Origin of the sequence: Providencia sp. PROV114 (assembly GCF_032704305.1) — a bacterium.
Classification (GTDB): Bacteria; Pseudomonadota; Gammaproteobacteria; order Enterobacterales; family Enterobacteriaceae; genus Providencia; species Providencia rettgeri.
Genome location: NZ_CP120528.1, coordinates 985,498 through 1,011,420, shown reverse-complemented (window position 1 = coordinate 1,011,420; position 25,923 = coordinate 985,498). Strand labels below are relative to the sequence as shown.

General features: G+C 42.6%; 18 protein-coding genes, 2 tRNA genes, 3 rRNA genes and 1 other annotated feature. Of the genes, 3 read left to right on the top strand and 20 right to left on the bottom strand.

The window, feature by feature from the left end; all coding sequences use genetic code 11:
- Nucleotides 1–11: 11 nt before the first annotated feature.
- From P3L37_RS04400 to rluD, 12 genes are all read right to left on the bottom strand, one after another.
- A complete protein-coding gene (locus P3L37_RS04400; RefSeq protein ID WP_004913913.1) occupies nucleotides 12–404 on the bottom strand; it encodes a hypothetical protein in 393 nt (130 codons plus the stop codon).
- 13 nt (nucleotides 405–417) lie between these two features.
- The gene (locus tag P3L37_RS04395; RefSeq protein WP_272667443.1) at nucleotides 418–1,605 is read right to left on the bottom strand and encodes an FAD/NAD(P)-binding oxidoreductase; all 1,188 of its coding nucleotides are present in this window, start codon (nucleotides 1,603–1,605) and stop codon (nucleotides 418–420) included.
- Between the two features lie 215 nt (nucleotides 1,606–1,820).
- Nucleotides 1,821–2,366 carry a DUF1287 domain-containing protein gene (locus P3L37_RS04390; protein WP_375372867.1) on the bottom strand — a complete coding sequence of 182 codons (546 nt, stop codon included), beginning with the start codon at nucleotides 2,364–2,366 and terminating at the stop codon, nucleotides 1,821–1,823.
- A 95-nt stretch (nucleotides 2,367–2,461) separates the two neighbouring features.
- Nucleotides 2,462–3,253, bottom strand: coding sequence for an endonuclease/exonuclease/phosphatase family protein (locus P3L37_RS04385; RefSeq protein WP_004913919.1), 792 nt, complete (start codon nucleotides 3,251–3,253; stop codon nucleotides 2,462–2,464).
- A 384-nt stretch (nucleotides 3,254–3,637) separates the two neighbouring features.
- Nucleotides 3,638–3,753, bottom strand: a 5S ribosomal RNA gene (rrf, locus tag P3L37_RS04380).
- Between the two features lie 143 nt (nucleotides 3,754–3,896).
- Nucleotides 3,897–7,027 (bottom strand): 23S ribosomal RNA (locus tag P3L37_RS04375).
- A gap of 315 nt (nucleotides 7,028–7,342) precedes the next feature.
- Nucleotides 7,343–7,418 (bottom strand) — tRNA-Ala (locus P3L37_RS04370).
- Between the two features lie 132 nt (nucleotides 7,419–7,550).
- Nucleotides 7,551–7,627 (bottom strand) — tRNA-Ile (locus P3L37_RS04365).
- A 65-nt stretch (nucleotides 7,628–7,692) separates the two neighbouring features.
- Nucleotides 7,693–9,232 (bottom strand): 16S ribosomal RNA (locus P3L37_RS04360).
- The 16S, 23S and 5S rRNA genes sit together here with 2 tRNA genes alongside, the layout of an rRNA operon.
- Nucleotides 9,233–9,755: 523 nt before the next feature.
- Nucleotides 9,756–12,329: an ATP-dependent chaperone ClpB gene (gene clpB / locus P3L37_RS04355; protein ID WP_272667444.1), complete on the bottom strand. Its 2,574-nt coding sequence runs from the start codon at nucleotides 12,327–12,329 to the stop codon at nucleotides 9,756–9,758.
- A gap of 123 nt (nucleotides 12,330–12,452) precedes the next feature.
- Complete coding sequence (gene yfiH / locus P3L37_RS04350) at nucleotides 12,453–13,187, bottom strand: purine nucleoside phosphorylase YfiH (protein ID WP_109911984.1); 735 nt, start codon at nucleotides 13,185–13,187, stop codon at nucleotides 12,453–12,455.
- On the bottom strand, nucleotides 13,187–14,164 hold the full coding sequence (gene rluD / locus P3L37_RS04345) for a 23S rRNA pseudouridine(1911/1915/1917) synthase RluD (RefSeq protein WP_004913983.1): 978 nt from the start codon (nucleotides 14,162–14,164) through the stop codon (nucleotides 13,187–13,189). Before rluD ends, yfiH begins: the two co-directional genes overlap by 1 nt.
- Before the next feature lie 137 nt (nucleotides 14,165–14,301).
- Here rluD and bamD point away from each other — a divergent pair, with 137 nt between their 5' ends.
- From bamD to pheA, 3 genes are all read left to right on the top strand, one after another.
- Nucleotides 14,302–15,033, top strand: a complete 732-nt coding sequence (gene bamD, locus P3L37_RS04340; RefSeq protein WP_004913985.1) for an outer membrane protein assembly factor BamD — start codon at nucleotides 14,302–14,304, stop codon at nucleotides 15,031–15,033.
- Nucleotides 15,034–15,511: 478 nt separating this feature from the next.
- On the top strand, nucleotides 15,512–15,844 hold the full coding sequence (gene raiA, locus P3L37_RS04335; RefSeq protein ID WP_004913987.1) for a ribosome-associated translation inhibitor RaiA: 333 nt from the start codon (nucleotides 15,512–15,514) through the stop codon (nucleotides 15,842–15,844).
- A gap of 138 nt (nucleotides 15,845–15,982) precedes the next feature.
- Nucleotides 15,983–16,103: a sequence feature (Phe leader region), on the top strand.
- A 26-nt stretch (nucleotides 16,104–16,129) separates the two neighbouring features.
- Nucleotides 16,130–17,302: a bifunctional chorismate mutase/prephenate dehydratase gene (gene pheA / locus P3L37_RS04330; protein ID WP_004913989.1), complete on the top strand. Its 1,173-nt coding sequence runs from the start codon at nucleotides 16,130–16,132 to the stop codon at nucleotides 17,300–17,302.
- Between the two features lie 50 nt (nucleotides 17,303–17,352).
- On the opposite strand, the gene P3L37_RS04325 is transcribed toward pheA, so the two are convergent.
- The 8 genes from P3L37_RS04325 to ffh form a co-directional block, all read right to left on the bottom strand.
- A complete protein-coding gene (locus tag P3L37_RS04325; protein WP_109911983.1) occupies nucleotides 17,353–18,921 on the bottom strand; it encodes a methyl-accepting chemotaxis protein in 1,569 nt (522 codons plus the stop codon).
- Between the two features lie 316 nt (nucleotides 18,922–19,237).
- Nucleotides 19,238–20,359: a bifunctional chorismate mutase/prephenate dehydrogenase gene (gene tyrA / locus P3L37_RS04320; protein ID WP_109911982.1), complete on the bottom strand. Its 1,122-nt coding sequence runs from the start codon at nucleotides 20,357–20,359 to the stop codon at nucleotides 19,238–19,240.
- A gap of 13 nt (nucleotides 20,360–20,372) precedes the next feature.
- A complete protein-coding gene (locus tag P3L37_RS04315) occupies nucleotides 20,373–21,467 on the bottom strand; it encodes a 3-deoxy-7-phosphoheptulonate synthase (protein WP_123382455.1) in 1,095 nt (364 codons plus the stop codon).
- Between the two features lie 714 nt (nucleotides 21,468–22,181).
- On the bottom strand, nucleotides 22,182–22,535 hold the full coding sequence (gene rplS, locus P3L37_RS04310; protein WP_004264827.1) for a 50S ribosomal protein L19: 354 nt from the start codon (nucleotides 22,533–22,535) through the stop codon (nucleotides 22,182–22,184).
- 41 nt (nucleotides 22,536–22,576) lie between these two features.
- Entirely contained in the window at nucleotides 22,577–23,341 is a 765-nt protein-coding gene (gene trmD / locus P3L37_RS04305; RefSeq protein WP_109911981.1) for a tRNA (guanosine(37)-N1)-methyltransferase TrmD, read from the bottom strand.
- Nucleotides 23,342–23,379: 38 nt separating this feature from the next.
- Nucleotides 23,380–23,925, bottom strand: a complete 546-nt coding sequence (gene rimM, locus P3L37_RS04300; protein ID WP_047757188.1) for a ribosome maturation factor RimM — start codon at nucleotides 23,923–23,925, stop codon at nucleotides 23,380–23,382.
- 18 nt (nucleotides 23,926–23,943) lie between these two features.
- Nucleotides 23,944–24,192 carry a 30S ribosomal protein S16 gene (gene rpsP / locus P3L37_RS04295; protein ID WP_004914031.1) on the bottom strand — a complete coding sequence of 83 codons (249 nt, stop codon included), beginning with the start codon at nucleotides 24,190–24,192 and terminating at the stop codon, nucleotides 23,944–23,946.
- Between the two features lie 136 nt (nucleotides 24,193–24,328).
- Complete coding sequence (gene ffh, locus P3L37_RS04290) at nucleotides 24,329–25,690, bottom strand: signal recognition particle protein (protein ID WP_004914034.1); 1,362 nt, start codon at nucleotides 25,688–25,690, stop codon at nucleotides 24,329–24,331.
- Between the last annotated feature and the right edge of the window lie 233 nt (nucleotides 25,691–25,923).

The window sequence follows — 25,923 nt, the reverse complement described above, 5'->3', positions numbered from 1 at the left end:
CCTCCGAAATATTATCCCTCTTGGGGGGAAGACAATCGAGAACCCATTATTTGCAAGGTTCGTAAAACGGTACTAATTCCACGTAATGTATTTGGATCTTTTAATAAAGCATACACCGAACGAAAATTTGGATTTTTACTATTATATATTTCCTCCATTTTAGCCATATTATATGCAGTGCCGAATTCCCAGACTGGCGCTAGAGTATCCTCAAATGAGTTTGCCAGTTTTTCTACCGTGCTATTATCAGTAATGTCAATAAGGTCAGAAATTAGAGAAAGTAAATCAACAATATTATCTAAACGATTCAATTGTAATAGCGGTGCTAATTTGTCTGCGAAATGATCACCCGACTCAGAATTAAGAAGTTCAACTAGTTTACTTTGATTTTCATTATTAGACATTTTGATTTCCTCCTTAAACTAAGCCACGAATAGCAGCCCAATAAATACCTCTATTAAAGCCATTTCTTAGTAATCCCCCTAATTTAGTCGGAGGCGTAGGAATAACATCGTGTTTATAATCGTATTGTAAAGGCATCCCTGCCGTTAATCCCATTTGGGCAACAGCTTGAACTCGGCCATCATAAATAGCGGCAGGATAACCATAAATTAATTCTCCGCAAATATTATCAGCTATAATTGCAGCTTGATTATGGCAACTTCCACCTGCTTTACTGATCGGTAAATCAACGGTATCACCTATAACATAAACGCTATCAACACCATAAACTTGCATAGTTTCATGGTCGGTAGGTAACCAACCTTCACCATTATTATGCTCACTTAATCCGGTATTAATAACTGCCTCAACCGCGGTAATTGGCGGAGTACTGATCAATAAGTCGAAATTTTGCTCATCACCTTCTTTCGAATAAGCTATTTTTTTATCTGGATCAACTTTATCTAAAGTAAACCCTCTCTGAGCTTTAATATTTTTAGCAGTAAATACTTCAGGAATAACTTCACAAACAGGTTGTTGCATGAATAAACAGTTACGCAATAATTGTGAAACTGTTGGATAGGTATAAACGATTTCAATACTATCCCTAACTCGACGTTTACGTAAAAATTCATCAATCATTAAAGTTGTTTCCATCGGTGCGATACCACACTGATGGGGTACATTTGGCGTTTCAGGGAATGATACCGTAATAAAAATTCGACCTTTTTCAATCTTAGCCAATTGGTCAGCTAGCTTTCTCGATGCATCATAAGCATAAAAATGGTTATCAATATCCTTTAAACCTTCAATGCGCTCAGGTTTCGGCACGCAACCTGTCGCAATAACAAGAAAATCATAATTATATTTTTTTCCATCCTTTGAGTTTAGCGCTTTATTTTTAAAATCAAAGGACTCAATTTTATCAATGGCTAACTCTATTTCAGGTCTTAGCAATTCTCTTTCAGGGCGACTCAGTTCATCCTTAAAAAATAAATTAAAAGCAACATACATAAATGCAGGTTTATAATAATGGATTGGATTATCAGTAATTAATGTTATTTTTATTTTCTTCGAAAAAATTTCTTTACTCAATTTTCTGGCAAGTGTATTCGCTAGCATCGTTCCACCAGTCCCACCGCCTACAATAATTATATTTTTCATTACATTAACCACCGTATATATAATTAATTAAGTTTTATACGCTATGCCTACCAGTTATAAATATAGCCCATGGAAAATTAATTCCAATACAATAATTAGGGTATAGTTTAAAAAACAACAAATAAAACTAATCACTTATATATATATAACCTGACGAATAAGTTAATTATGGAAATTATAATTATGAGAATTATATTACATAAAAACAATTTCATTTAATAAGAATAATGTCCAACAATATCCCAACGAAATAAAACATCTTCAGCAACTTGGCCATATCCTATATTGTGCATAACTAAATAACTTTGTGTACTTGGTGACTTTATCGAAGTTACAACACCGATATGTGGCCGACCATTATCTAAACGCCATGAGACAATATCGCCAGGTACATAATCACTGGCACTCTTTGAAATAGGCTTATTTTTCCCTTTACGTGAAAAAAAAGCCTCTAAATTAGGCACTCGACGATGATCAATATTTGTATCTGGCTTACGTAATCCCCATATACGTTGGCTGGGATATTGGCTAAAGTTTGCTTTCATGTCTTCATGTACTAATTTTTGTAAATCAATACCAATTTTTCGGTAGCTTCGTATAACTACATCAGAACAAACACCATATTGTTCGGGCACATCACCATTTGGATAAGAAATTTGTCGATAAGATGAGTCATAAATAACTAAACGAGGCAACTGTTCAGCATGTTTTGCCAACAATAAGCTAGACCCATTAGCTATTTGTGCAAAAAAGAAAAGAATGTATAAAAACGATGATTTCAATCTGATATTCCCTATAAAAGTAGTTCATCGAATCTACAATTAAATACGAGGGAAAATAAGGGAGATAATCTTAATTACTTAGAAAGCGTAAATTTGGTCATAATAGGGTTATGATCAGAAGCATCTGTTGGTAGTACAATGCTGTTTTTAACCTTCAATCCACGATAAAATACGTAATCTAAAGGGCGCCCAAAGGCCTTAGTACGGTAATCATCATTAAATGCAATTTCTTTTAAACCAACACTACGAATAAACCGTTTTAATGCATTTACTCGTTGCCTGCTCCATGCATTAAAATCACCCGCAAGGATCACTGGGCCAACATGTTTAGCAATATGAATTCCCAGCTTACTTAATTGCCGAGTATAAACATCCACACCAAAGCTGAAGTTAATTGCATGCACATTTGCTACCATCAAATGTTTTCCATTTGGTAACGGATAAACCGTAATCAGTGCAGATTTAGCTAGCCGTAAAAGTGGCTCTTTTTCTCGTAAAGGACAGCAGTATATCGGATGTGAAGCTGCAAGAGTCATCACTCCAGCAGGGTGAGGCGAGAAAGGTAATGCAGGTACTTGATCAGCGATTAATTTATGTGATGCCGCAAAAGATATTAGCTCAGGTGACATTTGAGCCTCTTGCAGCAAGATTAGTTTTCTATCTTTCACTAATTCGTTAAGGGTGTGTTTCCAATTTGGACGTTGCTGTTTGTAAATATTCCATGTAACCACATCAAGAGTTTCACCCGCTGCAAACAGTGGTAAACCGATTGGAAGTGATTCACCTAACATATGAACAGGCATCGGCTGAATACGTTTAGCGGGCTCACCTGCAATATACCGAACAGAATAGGTTCTTTTCGCCAAATTTGAAGTCCCTATATCACAGAAAAATAATGAAAATTTTATACTTTTTGATTAGTTACTATAGGTAGTATATCAAATTTGAGATGTTATAGCTTATCAAATTTAACACAACCACTAACTTACCCATAAGGCCTTTAAGTTTTACACTAAAACTATAAAATGGATAATATTGAATTAGTGGCTATTCATACCACTTACCTTCTTTTATCCTCACCCTCTAAATAATACGTGAGTTGTTACTCACTACTTTATATCGAGAGCTGCCATTGACGGTAGTTATATTCATGACTAATGACCCTACGAAGAGGAATAATATCAACAATAAATTAGTTTCCCCCAAACGCAAAAAAGCCACCCAATGGGTGGCTTTCTCACTAATTGAATGTCTGGCAGTTCCCTACTCTCACATGGGGAGACCCCACACTACCATCGGCGCTACGGCGTTTCACTGCTGAGTTCGGCATGGGGTCAGGTGGGACCACCGCGCTATTGCCGCCAGACAAATTCTGTGTGTTCCCGTTTAATCTCACTCTCGTGCACTAAACCAGAACATCAATCTCGAACAAGCTGCTGTGTTCTTCACCTTTCGGCTTCTTACGCTTATTGAATCAACATAATCTCTCTAAAACACCTTCGGTGTTGTCAGGTTAAGCCTCACGGTTCATTAGTATTGGTTAGCTCAACGTATCGCTACGCTTACACACCCAACCTATCAACGTCTTAGTCTTAAACGTTCCTTTAGGACCCTTAAAGAGTCAGGGAAGACTCATCTCAAGGCAAGTTTCCCGCTTAGATGCTTTCAGCGGTTATCTCTTCCGCACTTAGCTACCGGGCAATGCCATTGGCATGACAACCCGAACACCAGTGGTGCGTCCACTCCGGTCCTCTCGTACTAGGAGCAGCCCCTTTCAATCTTCCAACGCCCACGGCAGATAGGGACCGAACTGTCTCACGACGTTCTAAACCCAGCTCGCGTACCACTTTAAACGGCGAACAGCCGTACCCTTGGGACCTACTTCAGCCCCAGGATGTGATGAGCCGACATCGAGGTGCCAAACACCGCCGTCGATATGAACTCTTGGGCGGTATCAGCCTGTTATCCCCGGAGTACCTTTTATCCGTTGAGCGATGGCCCTTCCATTCAGAACCACCGGATCACTAAGACCTACTTTCGTACCTGCTCGAGCCGTCACTCTCGCAGTCAAGCTGGCTTATGCCTTTGCACTAACCGCATGATGTCCGACCATGCTTAGCCAACCTTCGTGCTCCTCCGTTACTCTTTGGGAGGAGACCGCCCCAGTCAAACTACCCACCAGACACTGTCCGCACCCCGGATAACGGGGCTACGTTAGAACATCAAACATTAAAGGGTGGTATTTCAAGGTTGGCTCCATGCAGACTGGCGTCCACACTTCAAAGCCTCCCACCTATCCTACACATCAAGGCTCAATGTTCAGTGTCAAGCTATAGTAAAGGTTCACGGGGTCTTTCCGTCTTGCCGCGGGTACACTGCATCTTCACAGCGAGTTCAATTTCACTGAGTCTCGGGTGGAGACAGCCTGGCCATCATTACGCCATTCGTGCAGGTCGGAACTTACCCGACAAGGAATTTCGCTACCTTAGGACCGTTATAGTTACGGCCGCCGTTTACTGGGGCTTCGATCAAGAGCTTCTCCTTACGGATAACCCCATCAATTAACCTTCCAGCACCGGGCAGGCGTCACACCGTATACGTCCACTTTCGTGTTTGCACAGTGCTGTGTTTTTAATAAACAGTTGCAGCCAGCTGGTATCTGCGACTGGCTTCAGCTCCATCCGCGAGGGACTTCACCTAGCGCCAGCGTGCCTTCTCCCGAAGTTACGGCACCATTTTGCCTAGTTCCTTCACCCGAGTTCTCTCAAGCGCCTGAGTATTCTCTACCTGACCACCTGTGTCGGTTTGGGGTACGATTAATGATAATCTAGAGCTTAGAGGCTTTTCCTGGAAGCGGGGCATGAGCTACTTCATCACCGTAGTGACTCGTCGTCGGACCTCAGCATATAGTGAACCGGATTTGCCTAATTCACCTGCCTACATCCTTAAACCGGGACAACCGTCGCCCGGATAGCCTAGCCTTCTCCGTCCCCCCATCGCAATTATCACCAGTACGGGAATATTAACCCGTTTCCCATCGACTACGCATTTCTGCCTCGCCTTAGGGGTCGACTCACCCTGCCCCGATTAACGTTGGACAGGAACCCTTGGTCTTCCGGCGTGCGGGTTTTTCACCCGCATTATCGTTACTTATGTCAGCATTCGCACTTCTGATACCTCCAGCATACCTCGCAGTACACCTTCACAGGCTTACAGAACGCTCCCCTACCCAACGAACGTATCCTTAAACTGACTGTCTGACGTTTCCGCCTCGACTTTGTTGGACGCATTGACGTCGCGTTGCTCCGTCAATCGTTCTGATACTATTGAATATCACATAATCAGTTTAAGTGATACGTTCGCTGCCGCAGCTTCGGTGCATAGTTTAGCCCCGTTACATCTTCCGCGCAGGCCGACTCGACCAGTGAGCTATTACGCTTTCTTTAAATGATGGCTGCTTCTAAGCCAACATCCTGGCTGTCTGAGCCTTCCCACTTCGTTTCCCACTTAACTATGACTTTGGGACCTTAGCTGGCGGTCTGGGTTGTTTCCCTCTTCACGACGAACGTTAGCACCCGCCGTGTGTCTCCCGTGATAACATTCTTCGGTATTCGTAGTTTGCATCGAGTTGGTAAGTCGGGATGACCCCCTAGTCGAAACAGTGCTCTACCCCCGAAGATGAGTTCACGAGGCGCTACCTAAATAGCTTTCGGGGAGAACCAGCTATCTCCCGGTTTGATTGGCCTTTCACCCCCAGCCACAAGTCATCCGCTAATTTTTCAACATTAGTCGGTTCGGTCCTCCAGTTAGTGTTACCCAACCTTCAACCTGCCCATGGCTAGATCACCGGGTTTCGGGTCTATACCCTGCAACTCATTCGCCCAGTTAAGACTCGGTTTCCCTACGGCTCCCCTATACGGTTAACCTTGCTACAGAATATAAGTCGCTGACCCATTATACAAAAGGTACGCAGTCACCCCACCCCAAAGCACATTCACTGCTTGTTTTGTGTGTTGGGCGTCGCAAAAAACGCTCCGCCAACGCGTGTTGAATGTCACTTTAAAGTTGTCCTCAACACCAGAAAATGCTTTGGTGGTGGGGCTCCCACTGCTTGTACGTACACGGTTTCAGGTTCTATTTCACTCCCCTCGCCGGGGTTCTTTTCGCCTTTCCCTCACGGTACTGGTTCACTATCGGTCAATCAGGAGTATTTAGCCTTGGAGGATGGTCCCCCCATATTCAGACAGGATAACACGTGTCCCGCCCTACTCGTCGAGTTCACAACACTAACACCTTCGGATACGGGGCTATCACCCTTTACTGCCGGCCTTTCCAGACCGTTCTCCTGATGCTAATGCTGATTAAGACTCTGGGCTGCTCCCCGTTCGCTCGCCGCTACTAGGGGAATCTCGGTTGATTTCTTTTCCTCGGGGTACTGAGATGTTTCAGTTCCCCCGGTTCGCTTCGTTTGACTATGTATTCATCAAACGATAGTGCAACGAATTGCACTGGGTTTCCCCATTCGGAAATCGTCGGTTATCACGGTTCATATCACCTTACCGACGCTTATCGCAGATTAGCACGTCCTTCATCGCCTCTGATTGCCTAGGCATCCACCGTGTACGCTTAGTCGCTTAACCTCACAACCCGAAGGTGTCTTCTTACAACGAGTGACTGTGCTTCATGATTTCGGCGTTAGTCCGTGCGCGCAATGCTCACGTACGTTAAGTACGCTGCGCTTGCTGTGCGCGGGCTGCCTTGAACTCATGTCGCTCGTCGACTCGATAGTTTAAAGTACACTATTCAAGTTGAGATTTTTGAGAGACTCTCACATTGTTTAAGCGATAAACAATGTGCGTTGTTTTCAATTTTCAGCTTGTTCCAGATTGTTAAAGAGCATAATTATTCGCAATAGACTATTTCACTAATCTATTCTGAATAATCAGAAAAATTTATGGTGGAGCTAAGCGGGATCGAACCGCTGACCTCCTGCGTGCAAGGCAGGCGCTCTCCCAGCTGAGCTATAGCCCCATAAAGGTATTTTTCGGTATCGTTTCTTTTTATGAAAGAAATTAGTTATAAATCGAATTTAGGCAAGGCATAACATGGCGACGTTTACGCTAGGTAAACGAGCTAGGTTATAACGAAGCATCAATTCGATTTTGGTAGGCCTGAGTGGACTTGAACCACCGACCTCACCCTTATCAGGGGTGCGCTCTAACCACCTGAGCTACAAGCCTATCGATACCGCTACTCTATTTCATCAGACAATCTGTGTGAGCACTTCACAAAAACACTTCAATGGTAAGGAGGTGATCCAACCGCAGGTTCCCCTACGGTTACCTTGTTACGACTTCACCCCAGTCATGAATCACAAAGTGGTAAGCGCCCTCCCGAAGGTTAAGCTACCTACTTCTTTTGCAACCCACTCCCATGGTGTGACGGGCGGTGTGTACAAGGCCCGGGAACGTATTCACCGTAGCATTCTGATCTACGATTACTAGCGATTCCGACTTCATGGAGTCGAGTTGCAGACTCCAATCCGGACTACGACGTACTTTATGAGTTCCGCTTGCTCTCGCGAGGTCGCTTCTCTTTGTATACGCCATTGTAGCACGTGTGTAGCCCTACTCGTAAGGGCCATGATGACTTGACGTCATCCCCACCTTCCTCCGGTTTATCACCGGCAGTCTCCTTTGAGTTCCCGACCGAATCGCTGGCAACAAAGGATAAGGGTTGCGCTCGTTGCGGGACTTAACCCAACATTTCACAACACGAGCTGACGACAGCCATGCAGCACCTGTCTCAGAGTTCCCGAAGGCACCAAAGCATCTCTGCTAAGTTCTCTGGATGTCAAGAGTAGGTAAGGTTCTTCGCGTTGCATCGAATTAAACCACATGCTCCACCGCTTGTGCGGGCCCCCGTCAATTCATTTGAGTTTTAACCTTGCGGCCGTACTCCCCAGGCGGTCGATTTAACGCGTTAGCTCCGAAAGCCACTCCTCAAGGGAACAACCTTCAAATCGACATCGTTTACAGCGTGGACTACCAGGGTATCTAATCCTGTTTGCTCCCCACGCTTTCGCACCTGAGCGTCAGTCTTTGTCCAGGGGGCCGCCTTCGCCACCGGTATTCCTCCACATCTCTACGCATTTCACCGCTACACATGGAATTCTACCCCCCTCTACAAGACTCTAGCTGACCAGTCTTAGATGCCATTCCCAGGTTAAGCCCGGGGATTTCACATCTAACTTAATCAACCGCCTGCGTGCGCTTTACGCCCAGTAATTCCGATTAACGCTTGCACCCTCCGTATTACCGCGGCTGCTGGCACGGAGTTAGCCGGTGCTTCTTCTGTCGGTAACGTCAATCGCTGATGATATTAGCATCAACGCCTTCCTCCCGACTGAAAGTACTTTACAACCCTAGGGCCTTCTTCATACACGCGGCATGGCTGCATCAGGCTTGCGCCCATTGTGCAATATTCCCCACTGCTGCCTCCCGTAGGAGTCTGGGCCGTGTCTCAGTCCCAGTGTGGCTGATCATCCTCTCAGACCAGCTAGGGATCGTCGCCTAGGTGAGCCATTACCTCACCTACTAGCTAATCCCATATGGGTTCATCCGATAGCGCAAGGACCGAAGTTCCCCTGCTTTGCTCCTGAGAGATTATGCGGTATTAGCTACCGTTTCCAGTAGTTATCCCCCTCTATCGGGCAGATCCCCATACATTACTCACCCGTCCGCCGCTCGTCAGCGAGAAGCAAGCTTCCCCTGTTACCGCTCGACTTGCATGTGTTAGGCCTGCCGCCAGCGTTCAATCTGAGCCATGATCAAACTCTTCAATTAAAAAGCTTGATGCTCAAAGAATGTTTACTGTCGTTTGATTTCCGAAGAAACCAAATTACCTATTAGTTCATATATATGAATTAACGTGTTAGTCACTCTTCAAGACTTAAAATCAAATATTTTTTTGATAGTGTCCTGTGAGTGCCCACACAGATTGTCTGATAAATTGTTAAAGAGCGTTGCGACTAAATCTTTTGATTTTCGACTTCGAGGCCGTTGTCGCGAGGAGGCGTATAATACGTTTTCCTCTGTGAGAGTCAAGCAATTTTTTGCTTTTTCTTTTCAGAATCTCTCGCTGCCGTTTCAGTGTTCACCGCGCTTTGCGTTGTCTTGTTCCCGGTCATTGGTGGCGCATTATAGGGAGTCAGAAAAATCTGGCAAGTGTTTTTTTGAAAATAATTTTTAAGTGATGGTATTTTATACTTTACGTACATTTCTCAAACAAAAAAAGCGGTTTTATACGTAATTTGATATAAAAAAGGTGGCTATTATTAGCCACCTTTTGATTTCACAATAACATCAATTACTGTTTAGCAACGATTTCGTCATTTTCTACATCTAAAATGACAGGTTTACCTGGCAATAACTTACCTGACAAGATTTCTTGTGCCAGAGGGTTTTCAATTTCCTGCTGAATTGCACGTTTCAACGGCCTTGCTCCGAAGATTGGGTCAAAACCAGCCTCCCCAATTTTCTCAAGTGCCGCTGGTGTTGCACTGACTTCATAACCGTGCTCTTCAAGACGTTTATATAAACGAGCCAATTGAATATTGGCAATATTCGTAATTTGCTCTTTACCTAATGGATGGAATACAACGACTTCATCTATACGGTTAATAAATTCAGGTCTGAAACTATGGGACACCACTTCCATCACCATATCTTTCATTTCTGAGTAACCAATCATGCCAAACCTTTCTTGGATTAAGTCAGAACCCAAGTTGGATGTCATGATGATTACTGTATTACGGAAGTCTACCGTTCTACCTTGCCCATCCGTTAAACGTCCATCATCAAGCACTTGTAATAAAATGTTGAAAACATCAGGGTGTGCTTTCTCAACTTCATCCAATAAAATGACTGAGTAAGGACGACGTCGAACTGCTTCAGTTAAATACCCACCTTCTTCGTAACCAACATATCCAGGAGGTGCGCCCACTAAACGTGATACCGCATGTTTTTCCATAAATTCAGACATGTCGATACGAACCATTGCATCATCGCTATCAAACATAAAGTTTGCTAACGCTTTACATAACTCAGTTTTACCTACCCCTGTTGGCCCTAAGAACATAAACGAGCCAATTGGGCGGTTCGGATCTGATAACCCTGCACGACTACGACGAATTGCATTCGATACTGCAACTACAGCTTCATCTTGTCCAATAACACGCTGATGGAGTTGCTGTTCCATACGTAACAGTTTCTCTCTTTCGCTTTCTAGCATTCGAGATACAGGAATGCCAGTCCAACGCGCTAAGATTTCTGCAATTTCAACATCTGTTACTTTATTACGTAACAGTTTCATGCTTTTACCTTCAGCTTTCGTTGCCGCTTCAAGCTGTTTTTCCAACTCTGGAATTTTACCGTATTGCAATTCGGACATTTTTGCCAAATCACCCATACGGCGTGCTTTTTCCATCTCGATACGTGTATTTTCAAGTTCAGCTTTAATATGCTGAGTACCCGTTAATGATGCTTTTTCAGCTTTCCATTCTTCTTCTAACGCAGAATATTCACGCTCTTTCTCTGCGAGCTCTTCTTCTAACATCTCAAGGCGTTTTTTACTTGCGTCATCTGATTCTTTTTTCAGCGCTTGCTGTTCGAGTTTGAGCTGAATAACACGACGTTCCAGCCTATCTAAGGATTCAGGTTTTGAATCCATTTGCATACGTAAACTTGCACCCGCTTCATCAATTAAATCAATCGCTTTATCGGGTAACATGCGGTCAGTAATATACCGATGCGATAACGTTGCCGCTGCCACAATCGCTGGGTCAGTTATTTGCACATGGTGATGCAATTCATAACGTTCTTTTAAGCCACGTAAAATAGCAATTGTGTCTTCAACGGATGGCTCTGCGACATACACTTTTTGGAAACGACGTTCTAAAGCAGGGTCTTTCTCAATGTATTGTCGATACTCATCCAATGTGGTTGCACCAACGCAGTGTAATTCACCACGAGCCAACGCAGGTTTTAACATGTTGCCCGCATCCATCGCACCATCGGCTTTACCTGCACCAACCATAGTATGTAGCTCGTCAATAAATAGAATGACGTTACCTTCCTGTTTGGCGAGGTCATTTAGAACGGCTTTCAGACGCTCCTCAAACTCACCGCGATATTTCGCACCCGCAATCAGTGCCCCCATATCTAGGGATAATACCCGTTTATTTTTTAACCCTTCTGGAATTTCACCATTTACGATACGTTGTGCTAACCCTTCAACAATCGCTGTTTTACCAACACCTGGCTCACCAATCAGCACGGGATTATTTTTAGTACGACGTTGCAATACTTGAATGGTACGACGAATTTCTTCATCTCGGCCAATCACAGGGTCTAATTTGCCTTGCTCTGCACGTTCAGTTAAATCAACCGTATATTTTTTCAAGGCTTGGCGCTGGTCTTCAGCGCTTTGGTCATTCACTTTTTCTCCACCACGCATCTGTTCTATTGCCTTTTTTAAATTATCTTTATTAACACCTGCTGCTTTGAGCATGTCTGCTAATGTCGTATTGGCTTCTAAAGCGGCGACAAGAAATAATTCTGAGGAGATAAATTCATCTCCGTGCTTTTGTGCCAGCTGATCACATAAATTCAAATGACGCATTAAGTCACTTGATGGTTGAACATCTCCCGCTACACCTTGCACTTGAGGTAAACGACCTAGCGCATCTTCGACTTTTTGCTGAAATTGTACGGCATTCACGCCTAACGTCGTCAGCAATGGACGAACGGTACCCCCTTCTTGATTAAACAGGGCACTTAATAGATGAATAGGTTCTATAAACTGGTTTTCGCGCCCAAGGGCTAGTGATTGGGCGTCAGCGAGAGCTTGCTGGAATTTATTAGTTAAACGGTCCAGACGCATAACACCTCCAATAAATGAGATTAAATTTGCTACTGGATACTAGATGAGGTCAGTTTTTAAATATTCAAGTTTTGCAAGGAATTATTTTCATAATATCCATTAATTTAGAATAAAACACCAAGACTAGGTGTTTATCCATATTAATGAAGCCATTCTGCCAGTCTTTCCTTCCCTTCGATAGGAAAAAAATCTGTTTTCATCTGTTACGGTACAAAAATCACCGCCATACACTTTCGTTACGCCAGCAGCTTGTAGTCTTTTACGCGCTAACAAATAAATATCAGCTAGATATTTATTGTTATAAGGAATAAAAGCAGAGGCTAAATCAGACGATTGATTAACAAAAGCCTCTTTGACTTCCTTGCCGACTTCAAATTTCTTAGCACCAATAGCTGGGCCAAGCCAAGCGATAATTTCATTTGCAGGACAAATAAATTGAGCAACTGTATTTTCAAGGACTCCATGACATAACCCACGCCACCCTGCATGGGCGGCGGCTACTTCCGTTCCGGCTTGATTAGTAAATAACACAGGCAAGCAATCCGCCGTCATAATGGCACAAACTTGGCCAACCTGGTTGCTATACACTGCATCCGCTTGCCTATTGTGAATTTTATTCCCAACAAGATGTAGCACATCAGTACCATGCACTTGCTCAAGCCATACAGGCTGTTGTGGTAGCTGAGCAAGTTTTTCAAGGCGTTGACGATTTTCACTGACAGCATTGGGAACATCCCCAACATGATCACCTAAATTCAAGCTATCAAAAGGTGGTTGGCTCACACCACCTGTACGAGTTGTACTACAGCTAGCTATATTTTTAGGTTGTGGCCAATCAGGGAAAATCAATGTATTCATTACCAGTCCATATCGTCTTTATGCAGTTCAGTATCTGCTTTTAGAGCTTCAATAAGCTTAACCATATCATCAGGTAACGGTGCATGCCACTCCATTTGAATACCTGAGATTGGGTGATATAAACGCAACATGGTGGCGTGCAGTGCTTGCCTATCAAAATTACGCATGACCTCTAAAAACTCCTCTGTCGCCCCTTTTAATGGACGCGGCCGCCCACCGTATAAAGGATCACCAATTAAGGGATGATTGATATGGGCCATATGAACTCGAATTTGGTGTGTTCTACCCGTTTCCAGACGTAAACGTAAACGAGTATGAGCTCTAAAGTGTTCCATTACACGATAATGCGTTATGGCTGGTTTGCCCATTGGGTGTACAGCCATATGAGTTCGTTTAGTTGGATGGCGAGAGATAGGTTCTTCTACCATACCGCCCGCGGTCATACGACCGACCGCAACTGCTTCATATTCACGCGTAATTTCTCTACGTTGCAATGCTTCGACAAGGTGTGTTTGAGCTGGAACGGTTTTTGCGACAACCATTAAGCCTGTTGTGTCTTTATCTAAACGATGAACAATACCCGCCCTTGGCACATCTGCAATTTCAGGATAACGATATAATAACGCATTCAGAATTGTGCCATCTGGGTTTCCTGCCCCGGGGTGGACAACTAAATCACGCGGTTTATTAATAATTAGGATATCTTCATCTTCATAAATCACATTAAGTGGGATATCTTGTGGTTCCCAGCGATTATCTTCTTCAATGAGGGCATCGATTAAAATTTGTTCACTGCCGAAAACTTTTTCTTTTGGCTTATTGATAACTTTGCCATTAACCTGCACTCTATCAGCTAAAATCCATTCTTTTATGCGAGAACGTGAATAATCAGGGAACAATTCGGCCAAAGCCTGATCTAAACGTTGACCAAGCTGTGATTCAGCGATAGTTGCACTAAGTTGTACTTGTTGAGCCATAAATTAATCTACTTTTTGGTGTTTGTGTTTTGACGGCAGTGCCGTTTCATTTAAAATATATGCTATTGTAACTCGAATTTTGCCGGGAGCCTTATGGATAGACTCCCTCGAAACACTCAGAGGATAACCTACACGTGATGATACGTATGAAAAATCTGGTGGCTGCAGCCACGTTGAGCCTGATTTTAGTCGGCTGTTCCAGCACTCCTGAAGTCAGCCCTGATAGCTCCCCTGCTGAAATATATGCAACGGGTCAGCAAAAACTACAGGACGGCAATTTTAAAGCAGCGATTAAACAATTTGAAGCTCTTGATAACCGTTATCCATTTGGTCCATATGCTCAGCAGGTTCAATTAGACCTGATTTATGCATATTATAAATCAGCAGAGCTGCCAATGGCGATAGCCGCGATTGACCGTTTCATGCGTTTGAACCCAACTCATCCAAATATTGATTATGTCCTCTATATGCGAGGCTTAACCGCGATGGCCCTGGATGATAGCTTATTGCAAGGCCTCTTTGGTATTGACCGCTCAGACAGAGATCCACAGCATGCACGAGTTGCATTCAAAGATTTCAGTCAGCTAGTTCGCTACTATCCTAACAGCTTATATTCCAATGATGCGAGTAAGCGATTAGTTTACTTAAAAGACCGTTTAGCAAAATTCGATCTTTCTGTTGTCGAATACTACAACAAACGCGGTGCTTATGTCGCGGTTGTTAATCGTGTTCAACAAATGCTAAAAGACTACCCAGACACAGAAGCAACACGTAATGCCTTAGCATACATGGAAATTGCTTATAATGAGATGGGGCTAAACCAAGAAGCGAATAAAGTTGCGAGTATTATTGCTGCAAACCCACAATAATATCATCGTGAGATCGAAAACAGCGGCCAAGGCTGCTGTTTAGGTTGTTGACAAAGCGGGATAAAAGCGTGGTTTTTCCCGCTTTGTGTTATCAGCCGAAAATCAATGAATTGATTTTCCTAATTTATTTTCAATAACCGATTAAACTTGCTGCCAAACATAATATGTTTGTCCGCAGTCTGAACAGCAGCCAAGGCTGCTGTTTTCTTTGCTAACGGCGATTTAGTTGCTTGCCCATTTAGTGTGCTAATTTTAACCCAAAAAAAACTCCGGCTAATTACCGTTCCGTTAGCCAACCCAGCCAGTTTCCCTTAATCAATTCATTTTGGCAATGCTTTTTCGCCCCTTTTTTACGTGAAATCACACTTCGGATGAGCGCTACTCTTCCTCTGAATGAGATGTGATCTATATCAATTTTTTCTTAGCAAGAACGGGTATTCTGAACTCAACAAAGACGGAAACAATGAGAGGTAACTATATGATAGTGAACATTACTAGCAAACAAATGGACATTACCCCAGCGATTCGTGAGCACATTGAGAGCCGTCTAACAAAACTCGATAAGTGGCAAGCATCCTTGATAAATACGCATGTTGTTTTATCAAAAGAGCCACAAGGTTTTATGGTTGATGCCAACATAAAAACAGCGACAGGAAAATTGGTCGCAAGTGCCAAGCATGAAGATATGTACGTTGCAATTAATGAACTAATTAACAAACTCGAAAGACAACTTAATAAAGTGCAACATAAAGGAGAATCAAGAAGAGCATATAATAGTGTAAAAGAAGCGAATAATACTGTTACGTTATAATTTTATATTATCTATCAACTAATCTTGAACCTTGTAAACGCGCTCGCTATGGGCGCGTTTTTTATGTTTCTGATCCTTACCTATTGACTTCTTAGTGAGTATCGGGTTTATTTAAATTGAATCGACTAAAGGTATTCATATGAATCTTAATTTTGTTTTCTTTTTCTTCTTTTTTAGCAACTCCTAATTAGGGGCTTTTGTCGTTCGAGAAAGAAAAGAAGACAAAATTAGAAAGCCCCCTCTAGGGGGCTTTTTTTATATCATAATATTAACAGGGTAGGCAGCATGGAAAACAGCACTAATTTATTGAAAGTAAGAGAAAAAATAAGTCAACTGGATAGTGAATTACTAAATCTTTTAGCAAAGCGCCGTGGTTATGCTGTTGAAGTCGCTGAAACAAAAATTGATGATAGCCGCCCTATTCGTGATAAAGACCGTGAGCGTCAGCTTCTTGATGTTTTAATCAACAAAGGCAAACCGCTAGGGCTTGATGGTTTTTATATCACCCGCCTATTCCAAATGATTATTGAGGACTCCGTTCTTACACAACAGGCGATTTTACAAAAACATTTAAATTTAACCCCGAGTGATACTGCCCGTTTCGCATTCTTAGGGCCGAAAGGTTCTTACTCACACATTGCTGCACGCCAATATTCTGCTCGCCACTTTGACCAACTGGTTGAATGCAGTTGCCATAAATTCCAAGATATTTTTTCATTAGTTGAGAGTGGGCAAGCGGAGTATGGCATTTTGCCAATAGAAAACACCAGCTCGGGTGCAATTAATGATGTTTACGATTTACTGCAAAATACATCATTATCAATCGTTGGAGAAATTCGACTCCCAATAAACCATTGTCTCTTAACAACAGGAAATACTGATCTCAGCCAGATCAAAACCGTGTATAGCCACCCTCAGCCTTTCCAGCAATGTAGCCAATACTTAGCGCAATTCCCTCACTGGGAAATAAAATATTGTGATAGTACATCAACTGCAATGCAAATGGTCGCAGACCAAAACTCACCGAGTGTAGCGGCGCTTGGAAGTGAAGCCGGCGGCGCGTTATACAATTTAAGCGTAATAGAACACAACCTCGCTAATCAGCAAATTAATATGACTCGGTTTATTGTTGTTGCACCGCAACCAATTGAAGTCACTGAACAAGTCCCCGCTAAAACAACACTACTTCTTACCACTGGCCAACAAGCTGGAGCCTTAGTTGATGCATTAGTTATTTTGAAAAATAATAAGATAATTATGAGTAAATTAGAATCTAGGCCAATTAATGGTAAGCCCTGGGAAGAGATGTTTTATGTAGATGTTCATTCAAACTTACGTTCAGATAATATGCAGCAAGCTTTGAGAGAACTTTCAACAATTACTAGATCAATTAAAATATTAGGCTGCTACCCATCCGAAAATGTGGTTCCTGTTGAACCTGAAAAGATCACGCCTTAATAAAATATAATCTGGCTGCACTTTTATCAGTGCAGCCTATTTAGCGGAAACTATATTGCTGCTTTAGGCTGATGACTCGACGATTTAACTCTGAAATAATTCACTAACTCCTTCAAATGATATGCTTGTTCATTTAAGGAGTCCGCAGCAACAACAGATTCTTCAACTAAACTCGCATTTTGTTGTGTGGTTAAATCAAGTTGCCCTACTGCACTATTAATTTGAGAGATCCCATCGCTTTGCTCACGGCTAGCTTGCCCAATTTCACGTAGTAGCGCATTCATCTCTTTTACACTATCCACCATGCCATGTATTTGCTGAGTTGCTTTTTCAACAAGTTCCATGCCTTCTTGCGTTTGTGACGATGAGTTTTCAATCAACCCGCGAATATCACTCGCTGAAGCTGCACTTTTTTGTGCTAATAATCTCACTTCCCCAGCAACAACGGCAAAGCCTCGCCCATGTTCACCGGCTCTTGCCGCTTCAACGGATGCATTCAATGCTAAGATATTAGTTTGGAATGCAATCGAGTCTATTAGGTTAATAATTTCTGTCATCTGTGATGACGAACCGTTGATTGCTCGCATTTTGTTCGTAACTTGGCTCATCATATCGCCATTATTTTGCACAACAATCGCTGCTTGATCTGCAAGCATACTTGCTTCATGGGTGTGCTCAGTCGTATTTTGAACAGTTGAAGTTATTTGCTCCATTGAACTAGCCGTTTCTTCAACTGATGCGGCTTGTTCTTCTGTACGTGCGGCAAGGTTTTGGTTCCCTGCAACAATTTGCCCTGCTGCCGCCGAAATACTTTCAGAACCTTGCTGAACCTCTTGGACGATTTCCAGCAAGTGTTCTTTCATATCATTAAGTGCATTTAGCAACACACCCGTTTCATCTTTTGAGGTGACCTGAATATCTTTAGTCAAATCCCCATTTGCAATTGACTGAGCGAAATTAACCGCATTTTCCAATGGTCTAGTAATAATAGTCGTAATATACCAACCCATTACGCAGCCCGCAGCGATACTCAAGATTGAGAGCACAGCCAGTAATAATTTATTACTTTCATAGTCTGCATTGACTTTCCGGCCGATCTCTTGCATCTGCAAGTCTTGAATTGCCATCAATGTTTGAATGTGATCTCGATAATCCCGCTGAATACTCGAAGTTTTCGTCATCATCTCATCAATCGCCGCTTGCCGATTATTTTGTTGTAAGAATACATTCATACGTGCCAGCGATGCATGGAACTGTTGGCGGATCACGCGTAAATCTGCCAAAATTTCTTTAGAACGATCATCAGTGACACTGCTTTCTAGTTTTTCTAACAACTCTGTTATTTTCAGTGTAATTTTAGCAAGCTCTTCACGGCGCTTATCACTACCTCTGTCATCAAGTAAAATCAGCTCTTGGATCCCAATAAAAGAATAAAAGTTATCCATCATCTGCCCGGCTGTCGAAGCAATAGGATAGCTTTCATAAAGTACCTGCTTCATTCCTTCATTAGCCCGGTTCATATTCGCTAAAGAAAATATTGAACTTAAGATAATAAGCGCAACAAAACCACCAAATGCTATCGTTAACTTCATACTGATTTTGAGATTTTTAAAAAACATATATTTACCACGCTAGTCATCATTTAATGAGTAGTGTTATCGGTAAAACAGATAAGATCTTTATCATATAAATCGATCGATTTATAAATATTAATTTTAAAAATTGATTAATTTGGAATTAAATAGTGAATAAATTCAATTTTAGGCTAATTAGCACATTATTCGATAGAAATTATACATATAAGTACAATTACTTATTTTAAATAAAGATTTCAAGTGAGATTAACTAAAATGGAAGAATATGGAAGACAGCGATACATTAACAGCACAGATAAAGCCCCCTACCGCAATAAAACACGATAGAGGGCGGGGATGATTATTTTCGATTATCGTTTGCTCGTTGCAGTAATGATTGGCTTTCTTTCATAAAATGATGGGCATCTTCGCCGAACCACTGGCTAACTTGATTAAATTGGTGGATAAATTCCTCTTTATCTTTTTTCTCAAGTAGCATTATTGAGTCCCCTAACAATTGGTGATACCTCCGTATCAATTCAACGTTTTCATCAGAAGACATAATAATATCTGCATACAGTTGAGGGTCTTGTGCAAACAGCCGCCCAACCATCGCGAGCTCTAAACGATAAATAGGCGATGATAAATCAAGCAGTTGCTGTAAATCGATATTTTCCTCAGCAAGATTTCGTCCATAAGTAAATGTTGTAAAGTGCCGTAATGCCTGAATAAAGCTCATATTTTTATCATGCTCTTCAGCTGATATTTCTTTCAAGCGAGCTCCCCAAACTAATAGCTGTTCAAGGAACCACTGATAAGACTCCGAGCTACGGCCATTACAATAAGCAAATACTTGCTTTGCAACGCTACCAATATCAGGGCCAAACATCGGGTGAAGTCCAAGTACGGGCCCATCATGCGCAGCTAACATCGCTTCTATGGGCTGTTGCTTAATTGACGCGATATCCATCAAGATCGTGCTTTTATCCAATTTAGGCAGTTGGTTGATCACTTGTACTGTTAAGTGAATAGGTACACTGATGATCACAACGCTCGCACCAGCAACTATAGACTCTGCTTGCGGCCAATCACCTTCATTCAATATTTTGACTTGGTAACCTGATAAAGTCAGAAGGCGGTGGAACAACCGCCCCATTTTCCCATCACCGCCCACAATCACAATGGGTCCAGCTGATGGGTTCAATGTTTTGAACCCTTTATCATTTTCACGTGCGTAAGATTCACGCATGATCCGCCTTAGAATATCCTCAATCAGATCAGGTGGGATCCCCATACGCTCAGCTTCAGCGCGACGTGCGGCCAACATACTGGTTTCGCGCTCAGGCACATAAATCGGTAAGCCATGTAAGCTTTTCACTTCACCGACTTCAGCAACCAATTGCAACCTTTTTGCTAATAAATCGAGTAACGATTTATCAACTTCATCAATTTGTTCCCGTAAATGGGATAACTCAACAGACATACCAATACCTTGATCAGCTCACTTTGCTCAATTTTTGCGCACGTTGTTCAAGCACAGGTAGTAATGCCTGATGCAATTTACGCAATACCGTTTCCGTCGTTTGCCAGTTAATGCAGGCATCAGTTACTGAAACACCGTATTTCATTGAGTCACGGGCTTGTTCTGATGTTTGATTCCCTTCATTAATATGGCTTTCTAGCATAATACCTGTAATTGATTCATTACCATTAATAATTTGTTCAATAATAGAATCAACAACTAATGGCTGACGACGGTAATCTTTATTTGAGTTTCCATGGCTACAATCCACCATAAGTGATGGCTCTAAACCAGCTTTTTTCATTTCAGCTTCACAAGCCGCAATGTCTTCAGCGTTGTAGTTAGGTGTTTTTCCACCACGTAAAATGACATGGCCATTACTATTGCCTTTAGTATGTAATAAACAAACTTGGCCAGATTGGTTAATCCCCATAAAACGGTGTGGCATGGCAGCTGCTTTTAATGCATTAATTGCGGTAGATAAACTTCCATCCGTTCCATTTTTAAAACCAACAGGCATAGATAAACCCGATGCCATTTCGCGGTGTGTTTGTGACTCAGTGGTTCTTGCACCAATGGCAGACCAACTAAATAGATCCCCTAAGTATTGAGGATTGTTAGGATCCAGTGCTTCTGTCGCTAATGGTAACCCCATATTCACTAAATTAGTCAGCAAGTCACGAGCAATATGCAGGCCTTTTTCCATTTCAAAAGAGCCATCCATAAATGGATCACTAATCAAACCTTTCCAACCCACGGTTGTACGAGGTTTTTCAAAATACACACGCATCACAATATATAAGCTATCACTTAATTCTTCGGCTAATACTTTCAGACGCTCACCATATTCAATAGCAGCATCCACATCATGGATTGAGCAAGGGCCACATACCACGAGTAAGCGAGGGTCGCGTTGATGAATAATGTCAGCAATCACTTGGCGCGATGTCGCAATGGCATGCAGGTTGCTGCGACTCAGCGGATATTTCTCTTTCAGACTCTCAGGAGTGATTAATACCTGCTCGTCTTGAATATTCACATTGTTGAGTACATCTTTTTGCATGATCATTTTTTACCTACTTATTAGCTTATATTTGCTTAGTTTATTATTTACGTATTGTGTTTGGGTGTATGACTAATAACATACCATGCATCGTAAACAATTCAATCCATTTATGTAAAATACTTCCACACATGTAAAATATTATTTACACAACAGTAGTGAATTGATAAATATATAAATTTACATAAAATTAACATTTATAATATTTAAATTAGAGTTCAACACCAATTTTTAGTAAATATTTATTTACAGATTAAGATGTTAATCTCTCAGCTATATTCTAAATAGTTCGAGTTGTAGCAAGGCGGCAAAGTGAGGACATTGCAGGTCACATACTTATGTATGTGACCTGTGTGGCTGAGCGCAGCCAACACAGCTAGGACTTGAAATAAACTCTCTCAGCTATATTCTAAATAGTTCGGGGTGTAGCAAGGCGGCAAAGGAATGAGACGCTAGGAGCATGTGACTAGTGCGAATGAGTGCTGCCAACATAGCTACAACTTGAAATAAACTCTCTCAGCTATATTCAAAATAATTCGAGTTGTGGCTAGGCGTCAAACGAGGTTATCTCGGGGAGCATACATAAGTATGTGACCCGAGTAACCGAGAGAAGACAACAACGCCACAGCTTGAAGTATGACGAATATAGTGGTGAATGTAAAAAGGCCCGCAAATGCGGGCCTCTCTCATAACATAACTTTCGGATGTAGCGAAAGCGTATTACTTGGCGTTCAGACGCTCTTTGATACGAGCTGCCTTACCAGAACGCTCACGCAGGTAGTACAGTTTAGATCTGCGAACAGCACCACGACGTTTAACTGCAATGCTATCTACGACTGGTGAGTGAGTTTGGAATACACGCTCAACACCTTCGCCGTTAGAAATTTTACGAACAGTGAATGCAGAGTGCAGACCGCGGTTACGAATAGCGATAACCACGCCCTCGAATGCCTGCAGACGTTTTTTAGAGCCTTCTACGACCCATACCTTAACTTCCACGGTGTCACCCTGACGGAATGAAGGTACGTCCTGCTTCATTTGCTCTTGTTCAAGTTGTTTAATAATGTTGCTCATAATAACTCTCTTACCCTAGGTAAACTGATATGTTTAGACAATTAATTGTCTGGATTCATTTGTTGCTCAGACTGATATTCCCGTTGGAATTCAGCCAGCAACATCCTCTGCTCGTCAGTCAGAGCTAGGCTTTCCAGAAGCTCAGGTCTTCTAAGCCAGGTACGGCCGAGTGATTGTTTCATGCGCCAGCTATCTATTTTAGCGTGGTTTCCTGAAAGTAAAACATCAGGAACTTGCATGCCGTCTAACACTTCAGGGCGGGTATAGTGTGGACAATCTAACAAACCATCTGCAAAAGAGTCTTCTTGGGCAGAGGCTTGATGACCAAGTACCCCCGGTATAAACCGTGAAACTGAGTCAATCAACACCATCGCGGGGAGCTCCCCACCACTGAGAACGTAATCACCGATTGACCATTCTTCGTCAACTTCGGTTTGAATGATACGCTCATCAATGCCTTCATAGCGGCCACAAACAAGAATCAATTTCTCATTGGTTGCCAGCTCGCAAACACCGTCTTGACTGAGTTTGCGCCCTTGCGGTGAAAGATAAATAACCTTTGCACCAACACCAGCCTCAGTTCTTGCTGCGTTGATTGCATCCTTAAGCGGTTGCACCATCATCAGCATGCCTGGACCACCACCATAGGGGCGATCATCAACAGTTTTGTGCCTATCGTGAGTAAAGTCACGCGGATTCCAGCACTCAAATGTTAGCAGGCCATTTTTCACTGCCCGACCAGTTACCCCGTACTCGGTTATTGCGCGGAACATTTCGGGAAACAGGCTAATTACACCAATCCACATCATTTCGTCCCACTTATCAAAACCGTTCAACCGGAGATTTAAAAACCAGGATCCCAATCCACTTCAATAAGTTTGGCATCGAGATCGACTTTCTTGATAACCTGCCCATCAAGAAACGGAACTAACCGCTCCTTGATGCCAAATGCATCTTTTAAATTCGCCTTAATGACCAGTACATCATTTGAACCGGTCTCCATCATGTCAGTGATGGTACCAAGGTCATAGCCTTGTAACGTCACTACATGGCAACCCATCAGGTCTTTCCAGTAGTATTCGTTTTCTAACTCAGGAAGTTGGGTTGAATCAACCGCAATCTCAAAGTTAGTCAAAAGCGCAGCTGCATCGCGGTCATCGACCCCGTTCAGCTTGACGATGATATCCTTGTTATGATGTTTCCAATCTTCAATTTCAATGTGTTGCCATTGACCTGAGCGCTGGATAAACCAAGGCTGATACTCAAAAATACTTTCAGCATGTTCGGTGGACGAAAAAACTTTGAGCCAACCACGAATACCGTACGCTGCACCTAATTTCCCCAATACGATTGGGTTTTCAGGTGGCTGTAGTTTAGTTTGCTTGCTCATTGTTACCACCGCGACAGATTAAGCTGCTTTCTTAGCTTGTTTGACCAGTTGTGCAACACGGTCAGAAATAGTTGCGCCTAAGCCAACCCAATGCTCAATACGGTCCAGGTCTAAACGCAGTTCTTCTGCTTGACCAGCAGCGATCGGGTTGAAGAAACCGATACGCTCAATGAAACGACCGTCACGCGCATTGCGGCTATCGGTTACAACGATTTGGTAGAACGGACGTTTTTTAGCGCCGCCACGAGATAAACGAATTGTTACCATAACATCCTCATTAGTTAACAAAACAACCAGACTCCATCGAGGGATAGAGTCCGGCTGTCATATAAAAAGCCCGAAAAGTTTACTCACTTTGACGCAAAAATCAATCAAAAGTGCGTTTTCTTTGAGGCTTTATTGCTTAACGCCCCGGAAAACCCGGAGGCATCATACCCTTCATGCCGCGCATCATCTTGGCTAGACCACCTTTTTTCATTTTCTTCATCATGCGTTGCATGTCATCAAATTGTTTTAAGAGGCGGTTAACTTCTTGCACGGTAGTTCCCGAACCTGCCGCAATACGACGTTTTCGCGAACCTTTAATAATTTCAGGTTTTTCACGTTCTTTACGTGTCATGGAATTAATCATCGCTTCCATACGAACGGTGATTTTATCATCCATTTGGGACTTAACGGCATCCGGTAACTGAGACATCCCGGGCATTTTGCTCATCATGCTCGCCATACCGCCCATATTACGCATTTGCTTTAATTGACTTAAAAAGTCATTTAAATCAAAGCCATCCCCTGTTTTAAGTTTTTTAGCCAGCTTTTCAGCTTCATCGCGGTCAACTTTATGCTCAATCTCTTCAATCAGAGAAATTACATCACCCATACCGAGAATACGCGACGCGACGCGCTCTGGATGGAATGGTTCTAAGGCGTCAGTTTTTTCACCAACCCCTAGAAATTTAATGGGTTTGCCTGTAATTGCGCGAATAGAAAGCGCCGCACCGCCTCGCGCATCACCATCGACCTTGGTCAACACAACCCCAGTCAGTGGCAAGGCTTCATTAAACGCTTTCGCTGTGTTTGCCGCATCCTGTCCTGTCATCGCATCGACGACGAATAAGGTTTCAACTGGCTTAATAATGCGGTGAACTTCTTGGATTTCTTCCATCATCGCTTCGTCGACGTGCAAGCGACCCGCGGTATCTACTAACAGCACATCGTAGAATTGCAATTGTGCGTGTTTTAATGCTTTTTGAACAATAGCAGCGGGTTTTTCTTGTACTTCCGAAGGGAAAAAATCAATTCCAACACTTTCAGCTAACGTCTCTAATTGTTTAATCGCCGCGGGGCGATAAACGTCAGCAGAGACAACTAATACTTTTTTCTTTTGTTTTTCTTTTAAAAGCTTACCTAATTTTGCAACGCTGGTTGTTTTACCCGCACCTTGCAAACCCGCCATTAAAACGACCGCAGGAGGTTGTGCGGATAAATTAAGTTGGTGGTTTTCGTCCCCCATCGCGCGAGTCAGTTCATTTTGAACTATTTTGATGAACTCTTGGCCTGGTGTTAGACTTTTATTGACATCTTGCCCAACCGCATTTTCTTTAACTTTTTGAATGAATTCACGGACTACTGGCAAAGCAACGTCAGCTTCCAGCAAGGCCATGCGAACTTCGCGTAGTGTTTCTTTAATATTTTCATCAGTTAGACGCCCACGCCCACTGATATTGCGCAACGTGCGCGATAGTCTGTCAGTTAAATTATCAAACATATGTCTTAGCTCAATTCTGTTGATGGGCCGATGTCAGCCTGATCTGGTTGCTAATACAGATAATTTCAAGTGCGTGTTATCTAACAACTTGAATTATAAGCATCAATGCCTTCACAATGAGGAAGGAAAACCAACACTAAAAATAATCGCGGCAAAATAATGCCCCATTGTAACATGCCCGCAGTTTTTTCGCTGCCCCCTGTTTGAAACGGATGATACAGGTTATTATGGCT

Excerpts from the sequence above, each read along its gene's own strand:
- P3L37_RS04395 (WP_272667443.1), bottom strand. The coding sequence starts at position 1,605 with ATGAAAAATATAATTATTGTAGGCGGTGGGACTGGTGGAACGATGCTA.
- rpsP (WP_004914031.1), bottom strand. The coding sequence starts at position 24,192 with ATGGTAACAATTCGTTTATCTCGTGGCGGCGCTAAAAAACGTCCGTTC.
- P3L37_RS04315 (WP_123382455.1), bottom strand. The coding sequence starts at position 21,467 with ATGATCATGCAAAAAGATGTACTCAACAATGTGAATATTCAAGACGAG.
- P3L37_RS04400 (WP_004913913.1), bottom strand. The coding sequence starts at position 404 with ATGTCTAATAATGAAAATCAAAGTAAACTAGTTGAACTTCTTAATTCT.
- rimM (WP_047757188.1), bottom strand. The coding sequence starts at position 23,925 with ATGAGCAAGCAAACTAAACTACAGCCACCTGAAAACCCAATCGTATTG.
- ffh (WP_004914034.1), bottom strand. The coding sequence starts at position 25,690 with ATGTTTGATAATTTAACTGACAGACTATCGCGCACGTTGCGCAATATC.
- pheA (WP_004913989.1), top strand. The coding sequence starts at position 16,130 with ATGGAAAACAGCACTAATTTATTGAAAGTAAGAGAAAAAATAAGTCAA.
- clpB (WP_272667444.1), bottom strand. The coding sequence starts at position 12,329 with ATGCGTCTGGACCGTTTAACTAATAAATTCCAGCAAGCTCTCGCTGAC.
- P3L37_RS04325 (WP_109911983.1), bottom strand. The coding sequence starts at position 18,921 with ATGTTTTTTAAAAATCTCAAAATCAGTATGAAGTTAACGATAGCATTT.
- rluD (WP_004913983.1), bottom strand. The coding sequence starts at position 14,164 with ATGGCTCAACAAGTACAACTTAGTGCAACTATCGCTGAATCACAGCTT.
- trmD (WP_109911981.1), bottom strand. The coding sequence starts at position 23,341 with ATGTGGATTGGTGTAATTAGCCTGTTTCCCGAAATGTTCCGCGCAATA.
- raiA (WP_004913987.1), top strand. The coding sequence starts at position 15,512 with ATGATAGTGAACATTACTAGCAAACAAATGGACATTACCCCAGCGATT.
- tyrA (WP_109911982.1), bottom strand. The coding sequence starts at position 20,359 with ATGTCTGTTGAGTTATCCCATTTACGGGAACAAATTGATGAAGTTGAT.
- rplS (WP_004264827.1), bottom strand. The coding sequence starts at position 22,535 with ATGAGCAACATTATTAAACAACTTGAACAAGAGCAAATGAAGCAGGAC.
- bamD (WP_004913985.1), top strand. The coding sequence starts at position 14,302 with ATGATACGTATGAAAAATCTGGTGGCTGCAGCCACGTTGAGCCTGATT.
- yfiH (WP_109911984.1), bottom strand. The coding sequence starts at position 13,187 with ATGAATACATTGATTTTCCCTGATTGGCCACAACCTAAAAATATAGCT.